At 39.3% G+C, this 13264-nt stretch carries 8 protein-coding genes; 4 read left to right on the top strand and 4 right to left on the bottom strand.

Annotated elements, in window-relative coordinates; translation table 11 throughout:
• The first annotated feature begins 549 nt into the window (after positions 1-549).
• Both ACJJVX_RS13725 and ACJJVX_RS13730 read left to right on the top strand, forming a co-directional pair.
• Positions 550-1371: a tyrosine-type recombinase/integrase gene (locus ACJJVX_RS13725; protein WP_405631928.1), complete on the top strand. Its 822-nt coding sequence runs from the start codon at positions 550-552 to the stop codon at positions 1369-1371.
• 589 nt (positions 1372-1960) lie between these two features.
• A complete protein-coding gene (locus ACJJVX_RS13730; protein WP_342883894.1) occupies positions 1961-3010 on the top strand; it encodes a CNNM domain-containing protein in 1050 nt (349 codons plus the stop codon).
• Between the two features lie 71 nt (positions 3011-3081).
• Here the strand turns inward: ACJJVX_RS13730 and nhaD are convergent, their stop codons facing one another.
• The 3 genes from nhaD to ACJJVX_RS13745 form a co-directional block, all read right to left on the bottom strand.
• Positions 3082-4488, bottom strand: coding sequence for a sodium:proton antiporter NhaD (gene nhaD / locus ACJJVX_RS13735; RefSeq protein WP_249118495.1), 1407 nt, complete (start codon positions 4486-4488; stop codon positions 3082-3084).
• 682 nt (positions 4489-5170) lie between these two features.
• Positions 5171-5851 (bottom strand): DoxX family protein, encoded by a 681-nt coding sequence (locus ACJJVX_RS13740; protein ID WP_405631932.1) that lies wholly within the window; start codon positions 5849-5851, stop codon positions 5171-5173.
• Between the two features lie 291 nt (positions 5852-6142).
• Positions 6143-8104, bottom strand: a complete 1962-nt coding sequence (locus ACJJVX_RS13745) for an FAD-dependent oxidoreductase (protein ID WP_405631933.1) — start codon at positions 8102-8104, stop codon at positions 6143-6145.
• Positions 8105-8322: 218 nt separating this feature from the next.
• On the opposite strand from ACJJVX_RS13745, the gene sppA reads away from it, so the two are divergent.
• Both sppA and ansA read left to right on the top strand, forming a co-directional pair.
• Positions 8323-10188: a signal peptide peptidase SppA gene (gene sppA, locus ACJJVX_RS13750; protein WP_054204696.1), complete on the top strand. Its 1866-nt coding sequence runs from the start codon at positions 8323-8325 to the stop codon at positions 10186-10188.
• 305 nt (positions 10189-10493) lie between these two features.
• Positions 10494-11504, top strand: coding sequence for an asparaginase (gene ansA / locus ACJJVX_RS13755; protein ID WP_054204697.1), 1011 nt, complete (start codon positions 10494-10496; stop codon positions 11502-11504).
• Positions 11505-11568: 64 nt separating this feature from the next.
• Here ansA and gndA read toward each other — a convergent pair whose 3' ends face one another.
• Positions 11569-12942 (bottom strand): NADP-dependent phosphogluconate dehydrogenase, encoded by a 1374-nt coding sequence (gndA, locus tag ACJJVX_RS13760; RefSeq protein WP_054204698.1) that lies wholly within the window; start codon positions 12940-12942, stop codon positions 11569-11571.
• Between the last annotated feature and the right edge of the window lie 322 nt (positions 12943-13264).

Raw genomic sequence — 13264 nt, forward strand, 5'->3', positions numbered from 1 at the left:
AGGACCTCGAGCACGATATAGAGGAATAAGACTCAATGAATATGATTTAAATCGTACAGCCATGATCACTAATTTACATATATCACTGAAATTAGCTGCATGATTTTTAAACTATATGGTGCTCTAGGAAAAGCCCAATCAACTCGGCGTTTAATTCACTACTGTGGGTTAGGTTGAGAACAACGAAACCCAACGATGAAAGATTAAACTAAATGACGGCTTTGAGTGATAAGCGGCCATCGAGATTGGCTAAATATCGTAGTTAATTAATTGGCCAAACAGCCCTTTGCGCATATATTCATGAAAATGAGCGCTGAGCGCATATTGTTCTGTTTAACTTTGCTTTAAAGTTTTAGAAAACTTCGTGATAGTAATACCTTAGGTAATTTGTTAAAACTATATAAAGTAGATAAATGAGCGTTAAGTCGGCAGAAATATGCCCGATGAGCGCACTATTAAATTGTTGAACTAAGCCGCTACGCGGAGATCCTATTCTGAACATTTGAGCCACACTTACCTTGGGGTTATCCCATAACTTGGAGGTAAGTCATGAATACACTCATTGAACAAGTCAAAACAGAAATAACCTATCGAGGTTATTCACAAAGTACATGTAAAAGTTACTGCGAGCATTTACTTAAACTCAGCCATTATTTTAATAAACCACTCGATTTAATTACTGATGATGAGCTGAGTATCTTTTTTAAAGATCCCGCCATTCGCAAGCTCTCCAGAGCGAGTCAAAAAATACAAATAAACAGCATTTGGTTTCTGTTTAAGAATATTTTACATCGCCCACTGAACTTAGACATAGCCTTGCCTAAAGCGAAACCTCGGGCACCTACTTATTTATCGCGTGATGATATTCGTCGACTTATAGAAAGTTGCACGGATATGCGTTTAAAAACATTGATAGTGGTGTATTATGGATGTGGTTTGCGTATTGGCGAACTGCTGCGCATCAAAGTGCAAGACATCGATGGACAGCGTAAAACCATTTTAATTGAACATGGTAAAGGAGATAAATCGCGTTACGTAGTTGTATCAGATAGTGTACTGAATCAATTACGTTGTTACTGGAAAATGTATCACCCAACGGGTTGGATGTTTTACTCGCGATTGTTAATGGATAAACCTATGTCAGCATCGACCTTCAGGAAGCCATTGAGAAAACACGCACAAGCGTGTGGTTTAGCGCACTGTAATCCACATGCCTTACGCCATGCTTATGCAACACATCAACTTGAATCAGGTATGCCACTTCATCAACTGCAACACCAGCTTGGTCACAGTGACATTAGAACCACGCAAAGTTACTTACACTGGTTACCTGAATTAGGGCAGGACCTCGAGCACGATATAGAGGAATAAGACTCAATGAATATGATTTAAATCGTACAGCCATGATCACTAATTTACATATATCACTGAAATTAGCTGCATGATTTTTAAACTATATGGTGCTCTAGGGCGTGTTGACCTTTCGTGATTGATTTTGCAGCAGTCTATTTGGTATTTAGGCAAGCCAGCGCCTATGCTGTGTGGTTGCTCCCCATAAATAGGCGATAACGCAGTATAAATGCCAAATATGCGCTGCCCAAAGGGTTTTTCCTAGGGGCGATTAACTCTTTGTTGCATACACGGACGTAGGTAAGGGGCGTGAGCAGGACGCGGAAGCTTTGCTCGATTTTTACTTATTCTCACATGGATGTGAGCCAGTAGAATAACGCAGGAGCAGTTATCGAGCCCGCTAGGTTACAAACCTCGCGCCGCGATTAAATCGCCCCTAGATTGAGCAAATTTCAATCCACAAAGGTCAACACGCCCTACCTAGTATCCATAAAATTTTAATAAACAGCCTAAACCTCACCGTTAGTTATAAAAATGCCTGATAATGTGATGGTTTGTGTTACTTTTATTGTTTGTGGTACATGCCACTAACACATTAGGAACTCATTTTATGGATCTTTTTCTTTGGCTTGGTATCGTTTTTTGCATTTCGCAATCAGCCATATTTTCAGGTCTAAATTTAGCTTTTTTCTCTTTGAGTCGTTTACAACTCGAAGTAGAGTCAACAAAAGGTAATAAAGATGCGAAAAAAATACTCGCATTGAGAGGTGACTCAAACTTCCTTTTAACCACTATTTTATGGGGTAATGTGGGTATCAATGTTTTATTGACCCTATTATCTGATTCTGCTTTAGCAGGTATCAGCGCCTTTTTATTCTCCACAATTGCAATCACCATTATTGGTGAAATTATTCCCCAAGCTTATTTTTCAAGAAACGCACTAAAAATGGGAAGTTTATTGTCCCCGGTAATCCGCTTTTATCAAATATTGTTTTATCCCGTAGCAAAGCCAACGGCTATTATATTAGATCTATGGCTAGGTAAAGAAGGCATTACCTACCTCGCTGAAAGCGAACTAAGCAGTATTATCAGAAAACACATTGAAGCCGAAGGTACCGATATCAATCATGTCGAAGGGATTGGCGCACTTAACTTCTTTAAACTAGATACCATAACCGTTGCTGATGAAGGCGAGTTAATTGATCCTGATTCAATTATCGCGCTAAAAACAAAAATGGATTTACCGATTATTCCCGACATCACAAATTCAGCAGAAGATCCCTTTTTAAAAAGTATTAATAAATCGGGTCATCGTTGGGTGGTAATCACCAATTTAGATGATGAACCTTTGCTGGTAGTGGATGCTGATGGCTTATTAAGAGCTGCCTTGTTTGAGTTTGATAGCTTAGACGCGTATAGTTTTTGTCACCGCCCTATTATTATTACTGATGATAAAACCAGTTTAAGTGACGCTGTGATAAAAATGAAAATGAGTCAATCGGTGGATAAAGCATTCGATGGTGCTATTGATCAAGATGTGTTGCTTGTTTGGGGAACTACAAACCGTATCATAACTGGCGCTGATATTTACGGCCGACTACTAAAGGGCATGCAGCCTCCTGAACTATTATTACCCGCACAAAAACCAAACGTACAATAAACATAAATAAGCGAGCAGACTACTTATAGGCACTGGTTTTAATCAGTGCCTATAAGAGGTTTAACTACCACTTAAAAAAGTGATGCATTCAACCAAAGATGTACCATGATACTTGCGCCATAACCTAAAGCGATAACAGGTGTCCACTTTAAGTGCCCAAAAAATGTATAGTAACCGCGCGCTTGCCCCATTAAAGCAACCCCCGCCGCAGAGCCTATCGACAATAAGCTACCACCTACACCTGCTGTAAGAGTGATCAAAAGCCACTGCCCGTGTGACATATCAGGCTCCATAGATAGTACCGCAAACATCACAGGTATATTATCAATGACTGCCGAGATCACACCAAGAAACACATTAGCTGTTGTTGTAGACCAGTTACCATAGAGCATTTCAGACATTAGATTTAAGTAGCCTAGAAAGCCTAAACCACCTACACACATTACAATTCCGTAAAAGAACAATAAAGTATCCCACTCGGCACGTGACACTTTACTAAACACATCAAATGGTACAACACTGCCAAGTTTGGCTAACCTGTCTTTGTCACCTAGCTGCTCCGCATGCGCTTTTTTGCGAGCAAGAGAACCAGGTAATGTCATTCTTAAAAAGTAACCAAAAAACTGTAAATATCCTAACCCCATCATCATGCCAAGCACTGGAGGCAAATGTAAAAAACTATGGCACGCAACGGCTGTAGCTATTGTTAATAAAAATAAAACCAAAATTCTAACTGCACCACGTTTAAGCTCAACTTCTTCGTACTTTGCGGTGGGTTGTTTATCAGCAACATAAAAGCTCATTATTGCCGCAGGGACAAGGTAGTTCACTAACGAGGGTAAAAATAAGACTAAAAATTCATTAAAATGGACTAACCCAGCCTGCCAGACCATTAACGTGGTTATATCGCCAAACGGGCTAAATGCCCCACCCGCATTGGCTGCAATCACAATATTTATACAGCTGAGGTTAATAAATGGTTTATCTCCTTCAGCCACTTTCATTACTACCGCGCACATTAGTAACGCCGTTGTCAGGTTATCTGCAATCGGTGATATAAAGAACGCTAGAAATCCGGTGATCCAAAATAAATTTTTATAATTAAATCCTTTGCGTATCATCCAAGAGCGTAAAGCGTCGAACACACCTCGTTCTTCCAGTGCGTTGATATACGTCATCGCCACCAGTAAAAATAGCATTAGCTCAGCAAACTCAAGTAAGTTGTGTCTAAATGCGACTTCCGTAATACCAGGGATATCATGGTTTACATAGTATGCGCCAATCAATATCCAGATTAATCCCGCTGCAACGAGTACTGGTTTAGATTTTCTTAAATGTAGTTTTTCTTCGAGCATAACCACTGCATAAGCAATACAAAATATAATAATGCAAAGTAACCCAATATTAGATGTTGTTAGGTCTAATTGTCCGTCTGCCGCCCACGCAGGTGAGCAAAATAACAATAAAACCACACTCAAAAGGTTAAATCCTCGTAACAAAGTATTCACGTAACACGTCCTGTTTTAATTTCAAAAACTGTTTTTTTAATACGCATTGATCAATTCATATATTTTTATTTATCATTCTTATGATTGATCAATTGTTATAAAAAAGTTGAAATAAGGTATCACAATAAAATGGCGTGGCAATTATACTCAAGTCTAAATTTGCATTAATAACAGCGATATTACTGAGCGCAACGATGGGTAGAACAAGTGGGGATAAACATTAAATTAAACATTAATGATAGCTCTCTAATGCATAAAAATTTCCTCTCGCGCTATTTTATAGACTCACTAATAAATCAATAATTATGAGGCTCTGCAAACTTAGAAGAGTATTCTACGTATAATATATACCCGAGGTGAGTGTCGTTAGAATTAAAGCTATTTAGACAAGGCATTGATTGCAGAGGATGGTTATTCCTTTATTAAAATCAATAACGCAGTATAAATTTTTTTAAACCAAGCTCTTGGGCGTTTCACAGGGACTTACTCTCTGCGTTGTTACTTCTTAAAATGGACAGCCATTTTTTCAAAGTAACATTTTGATATTAAGCCCTTGTAAAACGCTGAATTCTGCACCTTGAGCTGGTTTGGATATACAACGCGCAACCTATTCAATTCTAGTTATACCCAGCCACGACTATGCTAATCTAGTTTATTCAATTCTTTTTCGTAACCAATAATCAAGGCTTACAAAACGCCCACCACCCGTAAAAAATAAGCTTAATAGCATGGCAAAATAGATCGCAGAAAATTCGATGCCATTATTTAAAATTGATGGTTTGCCTTTTTCATATAAATAATCAGGAAAGCCATGCTCTTCGACTAATCCACTAATTTTTTCAATACGATCTTTCACTTCAAGAGAGTTATCTAAGCTTTCTTTAGCACCGGGAATAGCTAACCAATCAAGCACTTGTGCCGCACTTGTCTCCGGGTTTGTTGGCGCAATAGCAAACCAGCCGTTATGCCAATGCACACTCGTTGCTGCAACAACCATGGTAAACATCAGTGGAATAGCAACTAAACGTGTTAATAAACCAACTAACAAAAGCCATCCACCCAAGAACTCACTCCAACCGGCTAAAAATGCGAGCAAATCTGGAAATGGCAAGCCTAAACCCCAGTCTGGATTACCAAACCATGCGACGACATCGGGTGAAGCTAAAAATAATTCAAAAAAACCTGACGTATCACCACTAATTGCAAGTTTGTTATACCCAGCAATGATCATCACAGGCGCAAGAATAAGCCTAAAAAGTAATGCAGGAGCGCCATCTAAAACGGCAAGTTTAGTAAAGATAGAGTGGTATAAAGATATGATTTTATTTTTCATTTCAGTCCTTCTCAAAACGTTTAAGTTAGTTATAGTCTATAAATCACTTAGACCGCCATGAGCAGTTGCTTATTTCAACCAACAACCAGAAAAAATATAAATTAACATTCAAGTGCAATAAGGTGTGCGTATGTGGGGTTTAATTCTACAACAATGCGAATATTTAAGCTTTAAATGAGCTAATAATCACATATAAATACTGAACGTTTCTAAGTGCCAATCTTTAGGGGCGATTAAATCGCCCCTAAGAGTAAAACTTTAACCTTGAAAGATTAACGGCTTATAATTGAGTTATATTTCTCGTGCTACTTGTAATGCCTCATAAATAGCTCGTTTTGCGTCAATTGCAGATGCTAATTTTGCTCCGCCGATAACATGTACCTTTGGGTTATCAAGTAATTGAGACATTAATTCATTATTAGAAACTTGCCCGATACACGCAATAACGGTATCGACAGGTAACACTTGATCTTGCCCTGCCACTGTAATTTTAAGACCTCGATCATCAAAATGATGATATTGGCAATCAGCAATTTGTTTTACACCATGCTGCTTTGCAACTTGTCGGTGTATCCAACCTGTTGTTTTACCAAGATCGCTACCAAAGCGCCCTGCACTTCGTTTTAACATAAATAATTGTCGGTTATCTTTATGAGGATTTGGCTCACATTCAATACCCCACTGTGATTTAAAATCAGCAATGCTTTGATCTTTATGTTCACTTAAAAACGCAACCATATCAAAACCTATCCCACCTGCGCCTAAAATCGCAATAGAGTTACCGAGCTCAACTTCACCACGAATAACTTCATCGTATGAAAATACACGTTTATTGTCTGCACAGGTAAAATTTGCCTCACGAGGGCGAACGCCTGTTGCAAATACAACCTCATCATATTGATCAAGCATATCATCAGCAAAAGCTGTATTTAACGTTATTGTGACTTTTAGGCGCTCAAGTTCATTGATGAAATAACGTAGAGTATGATTAAAATCCTCTTTACCTGGAATTCGCATGGCTAAATTAAATTGCCCGCCCATATCTGTCTTTTTATCAATCAGCGTAACCGTATGGCCTTTTTGTGCTAAATAGCAACTTGCCGATAAACCAGCGGGCCCTGCGCCAACAACTAAAACATTTTTTGATTTTGATGTGGCTTCTAATGGGTAATCAAGTTCAAATCCCGCTTGCGGATTCACCAAGCATGTCGCTCGTTTACCCTTAAATACGTGGTCTAAACAGCCTTGGTTACAGCCAATGCAAATATTAATGTGTTTACTTTGCTGTGCTTGGTATTTATTAAAAAATTCAGGATCAGCCAGTAATGGCCGCGCCATCGAAATTAAGTCAGCATCACCTGCGTTTAATATTTCATTCGCAATATCCGGCGTGTTTATACGATTAACAGCAATCACTGGAACACTGACAACTTCTTTTAATCGTTTTGACGCTTCTTTAAAAGCACCTGGCGGCACCATACTCGCAATTGTTGGCACTCGCGCTTCATGCCAGCCAATACCTGTATTAAATATATCGACCCCAGCCTGCTCTAATGCTTTGGCTTGAGTCGTCACTTCATCAGGTGTTGACCCATTAGGGATCAAATCCATCACTGATAAACGAAAAATGATTAAAAATTCTTTATTTACTTTTGCCCGTACTGCTTTGACTATCTCTAATGCTAAGCGCATACGATTTTCTAAATTGCCACCGTATTCATCTGTGCGTTTATTGGTATGCGGAGCCATAAATTCATTGATCAAATAGCCTTCAGACCCCATCACTTCAACGCCATCGTAGCCAGCCTTTTGTGCTAAATAGGCAGAATGGGCAAAGTCTTTTATGGTTTTTTTAATCGAACTGAGCGACATTGCTTTTGGCTGATACGGATTAATAGGTGCTTTAATTGCGCTCGGTGCTTGATTAAATGGATGATATGCATAACGACCAGCATGTAATAATTGTAAGCAAATCTTACCGCCATGCTGATGTACAACATCGGTGTATGCGCGGTGCTTAAACACATCATAGTAGCTGTTAAAAGATGACGATATAGGCGTTAATTTACCACGTAAATTAGGGCTGTACCCACCTGTGATCAACATTGCCGTGCCACCTTTGGCACGCGCTTCATAAAACGCACTTAGGCGTTTTCGGTTATGCCACCCCTCTTCAAGGCCCGTATGCATTGAGCCCATTACCAAGCGGTTACGTAATTGTGTGTGTTTTAATTGTAATTGTTGTTCTAACATCCTCTGCCCCAATCAACTGGTCTAACCTCTATACATTAGCGAATTTTGCTTGATTGGCAAGTAATAAGCAACAAAAGTGATAAATTATGTAACATTTTCGCATAAACAAGGTTAAAAAATCATTCGTAAATACTTAGTTACGATTTAACAGTTAAATAAATTTTTATTCTGGGCTAATATGGAGTCAGATATAAGCTGTACCAAATTAAGGATCTATTTTGATTGCAAAGATGTTTAAAGGACTGTGGGCAGGAATTAACTTTTCACGCCGCTTAGTTCTCAATTTTTTATTTGTGCTAATTGTTATTCTTTTCATTGTGTCAATTGCCAGTGATGGAGATGAAATTAAAGTAGCAGATACATCTGTACTTAGGCTCAACCTCAATGGTCCAATCGTAGAAGAAAAAATCTACGTGGATCCAATTGGAGCGGCTATCAATGACGCCACAATGAGTAAGGATGAGCCAGCTGAAATTTTACTTGATGACATAATAGAAGTAATTGATCAAGCAACTGAAGATAAACGTATTTCGGTTATTTTGTTGGATTTACAAAAAATGCCAAATGCGCATTTAAATAAATTAAAGCAAATAACCCAAGCGTTAGAGCGTTTCAAAGCTGCGGATAAAAAAGTCATTGCCACTGGTTATTATTATTCACAAGCGCAATACTATTTAGCTGCTCATGCTAATGAAGTATCGATGCACCCTTATGGCGGCGTCGAAATTCAAGGTTTTGGTATGTACCCGCTGTATTTTAAAGAAGCCTTGGAAAAACTCGGTATCACTCAGCATATATTCCGTGTTGGGACATTCAAATCAGCTGTTGAGCCGTTTATCCGTAATGATATGTCAGATGCAGCCAAAGAAGCCAACAGCGTGTGGTTAAGTGCATTGTGGAAAGAATACAAACAAGATGTGGCCGCTGCTCGTCCGTTTGATGAAACAAATTTTGATGAAACAATGGATGTGTTCCTTGCAAAAATGCAAGCTGTCAATGGTGATTCAGGTAAATATGCGCTTGAGCATCAATGGGTAGATTCATTAAAAACTAATCAGCAAGTTCGTCAAGAACTTATCGCGTTAGTCGGTACTGAAGAAACAGGCAAGACCTTTAATCAAGTATCATTTAAAGAATATTTATCATTAATTAAACCTCCCATTACATTTGATAACCCAATGACAGAGAAAGTAGCTGTTGTTATTGCACGCGGCACTATTTCTGATGGTGAACGTAAAGCCGGTGAAATTGGTGGTGATTCAACCGCAGCCTTACTTCGTAAAGCGCGTTTAGATGAAAAAGTGAAAGCGGTTGTGCTACGAATTGATTCAGGTGGCGGTAGTATGTTTGCCTCTGAAGTTATTCGTGCCGAAGTGCTCGCACTAAAAGCAGCAGGTAAGCCTGTGATCGCTTCAATGAGCTCAGTTGCAGCGTCTGGTGGTTATTGGATTGCTTCTGCGGCCAATGAAATTTGGGCTGCGCCTAGCACCATCACTGGTTCAATTGGTGTATTCGGTAACTTTATGACATTTGAAAATACCATGGCTAAATTAGGTGTTTACTCGGATGGTGTAGCTACAACGGAAATGGCTGGTTTATCAATCGCACGCCCACTTAATGCAAAAATGGCACAAGTAATTCAATTAAGTGTTGAAGATGCTTATCAACGCTTTTTAGAGGTGGTTGGTGAAGCGCGTAACATGACCCCAGAGCAAGTAGATAATATTGCTCAAGGCCGCGTTTGGATTGCAAGCCAGGCACAAGAACTTGGTTTAATCGATAAACTAGGTAATAAACAAGATGCAATTAAAGCGGCGGCAGAACTCGCTAAGCTTGACTTTTATGAGGTTAAAACTATTAAGCATAGTCTGTCTGCTGAAGAGCAACTAATGCAAGATATTTTTGGAAATGCATCTATCAAATCACTGATTGGCTCACAAAGTACATTGCAAAATGCCTTATCAAATAAAGCATCAATCACTGGTTTAGTTAAGCAATTAACTGCTGAAGTTGAAAGCTTACAGGATTATAACGATCCGCAAGGTATTTATGCTCGTTGTTTAGTGTGTAATATTTCACAATAATGCGAGTTTCAGTTGGAATTAAAAGCGATTTAGACAAGGCATTGATTGCAAAGAATGGTTATTCCCTTGTTAAAATCAATAACGCGGTATAAATCGCTTTTAAACCAACCCGTTGGGCGTTTCACAGGTACTTACTCTCATCGTTGTTACTTCTTAAAAGGGACTGCCATTCTTGCAAAGTAACGCCTTGATATTAAGCACCTGTGAAACGCTAAATTCTGCATCTTGAGGTAGTTTAGGTATATAAGCTGTAATCGCAGCCACTAACCGTTATACTAAGCCCAGTTTTTTTACTGGGCTTTTTTATGAAACGTAAACGTATTTATATCGCATACACTGGCGGTACGATTGGGATGAAAAAATCGAGCCGAGGCTATATTCCCGCTGAAGGTTTTTTAACGCAAACCGTAGAAAACAATGCTGAATTTAATCGTGATGAAATGCCCCTATTCGATATTCACGAGTATTGCCCACTAATCGACTCTTCAGATATGTCCCCTGCTCATTGGCAATTAATTGCTGACGATATTAAAAGCAAATACCAAGATTACGATGGCTTTGTGGTGCTTCATGGTACCGATACCATGGCGTATACTGCATCAGCATTGTCGTTTATGTTTGAGAACTTAACAAAACCTGTCATCGTTACTGGCTCACAGATTCCGCTCTCGCAACTGCGATCTGATGGCCAAGTAAATTTACTCAATGCCATGTATTTAGCGGCTAATTACCCTATCGCAGAAGTAAGTCTCTTTTTTAATAATCAACTATTTCGTGGTAATCGCGCCACTAAGGCACACGCTGACGGATTTGATGCGTTTGCATCCCCTAACCTTGATCCATTGGCATTATCCGGTATTAACATTCAATTACTAAAGGGACAGCTGAGCCCTTACGTTGAGAACGAACTTCAAATAACTAAAATAACACCACAGCCTATTGGGGTTTTATATTTATATCCTGGGATCAGCCACGCTGTTGTAAAAAGCTTAGTAAATGATAATATTAAAGCCTTAGTGTTATTAAGCTTTGGTGTTGGTAATGCGCCACAAGATCCAGATTTTCTAGAAATACTTTCCAGCGCCAGTAAACGAGGTATGGTTATCGTCAATCTTACTCAATGTTTAAAAGGCCATGTTAATATGGGTGGTTACGCAACAGGTAACGCATTACTCAATATTGGTGTGATCAGCGGTTACGATATGACGTTAGAAGCATGCTTAACGAAACTACATTACCTACTTAGTCAAAAACTAGAAGTAGAAACTATTCGTCATTTAATGCAAGATAATTTACGTGGTGAATTAAGCCGGTAACATATAGCTTTCTAAACGAAAAAGGCACGCTATTTAGCGCGCCTTTTTCGTACTTAAACAGCAATTAACGTACTTTCGCGTCAATCTCTACTAAATCAGTTAAATGGCACACTTCACCGCTGTGGGTTTTAATACCATGCTCACCAAAATAATCGCGTTGAGCTTGCACTAAGTGACCATTACTTGGTGTAGTAAGCGTCGCAAAATACGTTTGTGTAGAACTCAGTACCGGAAATGCTAATCCTGTCATCATTGCTTGTCCGCAGATCTTACGCAGTGCTAACGACTCTTTTTCTAGTGTATCGATAAACTCAACACCTTCGGCAATATTATCTAAATAATCTGCACGAATGATACAACCAGCACGCCATGTTTGTAATGTTTTAGACAGGTCGACTTTCCACTGATGCGCACGCGATGCACCCTTGATAAGCGCAAGACCTTGACGATAAGCTAATAAACTAGCAAACAAAAAAGCATCTTTAAGTTCGTCTAAATCTAATTCAACATGTGTGGTTGATTTAGCAGCATAGGCCATTTCTTTTGCGGCGTGTGTATCACCTGTGTTTGTTAAATGACGTGCTTGAACTGCTGCAACCAACGAAGGAACCGCAATGCCTAGCTCTAACGCATTCTGTGCCGTCCACAAGCCTGTGCCTTTTGCGCCAACTTTATTATCAATTAAATCAACTAATGCTTCATCTGCATTTGTTTCAAGCGATAAAATATGGCTTGAGATAGATAATAAGTAACTATTAAGTGACCCTTCAGACCATTGATTAAAGATCTCAGCTACTTCGTGCGGACTGCGCTTAGTGCCTAAACGTAGTAATTGATACATTTCTGCAATTAACTGCATTAGTGCATATTCAATACCGTTATGCACCATTTTGACAAAATGGCCACTAGCAGATTGACCTACACGGGCAAAACACGACTCACCCTTGTAACTTGCTGCTACTTTTTCAAACCATGGCTCGACACGCTCCCAGCCACCTTCTGAACCACTTGCCATCATCGCAGGACCATGGCGAGCACCTTCTGCCCCGCCAGAAATTCCCATCGTTGCAAATTCAAATTTGTTTTGATATTTCAGCTTCCGAGTGATGCCGTCTTTATAATTACTATTACCGCAATCAACGATAATATCGTCACAATCAACGCCCGCTTCAACTAGTTCACTGCAAACTTTATCAACTAACTCACCCGCTGGCACTAATAACAAAATTGAGCGAGGTGGCGTTAACCGTTTAACCATATCACCTAAATCAGAGACAATGTGCAAACGATCTGCCATGCCTTGTAATTTAGCACAGCTTAGTAATTCTTCGCCCGCATCCGGGTTTTTATCATAAGCTACTAGTGTCATTCCTTGCTCAATCAAATTGAGAGCAAGATTTTTACCCATAACGCCTAACCCGACTAATGCAACTTGCATTTAGTGTCCTCCTCGGTAACAACTATTGGTTAGAAAATGAAAATAATACCGCGCGCATTATACCCAAGCAGCTTAAAATTGCGAACTTAGACATTAGATACAACGCCGAGCGCAAAACAAATGCGCACATTGCGGGGATTATATCAAACAACCGTGGTTGCAGGGTGATAATTTCACGGTTGGGATTTCATTATTCGTGCATTGACGGAACCTGACACCGGTGTCATAATGTCGTCATATTAATTTTGTATAAATAATGACAGCAAAAGAATAACTAATTACTATTCTTCCCTGTTATTCAAACTGTATATTTCATTGCGCT

This window comes from Pseudoalteromonas sp. Ld20 (assembly GCF_045064175.1).
GTDB lineage: Bacteria > Pseudomonadota > Gammaproteobacteria > Enterobacterales > Alteromonadaceae > Pseudoalteromonas > Pseudoalteromonas neustonica.

Coding starts and splice junctions, on each gene's coding strand:
- ACJJVX_RS13745 (WP_405631933.1), bottom strand. CDS start 8,104: ATGTTAGAACAACAATTACAATTAAAACACACACAATTACGTAACCGC.
- ACJJVX_RS13740 (WP_405631932.1), bottom strand. CDS start 5,851: ATGAAAAATAAAATCATATCTTTATACCACTCTATCTTTACTAAACTT.
- ACJJVX_RS13725 (WP_405631928.1), top strand. CDS start 550: ATGAATACACTCATTGAACAAGTCAAAACAGAAATAACCTATCGAGGT.
- ansA (WP_054204697.1), top strand. CDS start 10,494: ATGAAACGTAAACGTATTTATATCGCATACACTGGCGGTACGATTGGG.
- gndA (WP_054204698.1), bottom strand. CDS start 12,942: ATGCAAGTTGCATTAGTCGGGTTAGGCGTTATGGGTAAAAATCTTGCT.
- ACJJVX_RS13730 (WP_342883894.1), top strand. CDS start 1,961: ATGGATCTTTTTCTTTGGCTTGGTATCGTTTTTTGCATTTCGCAATCA.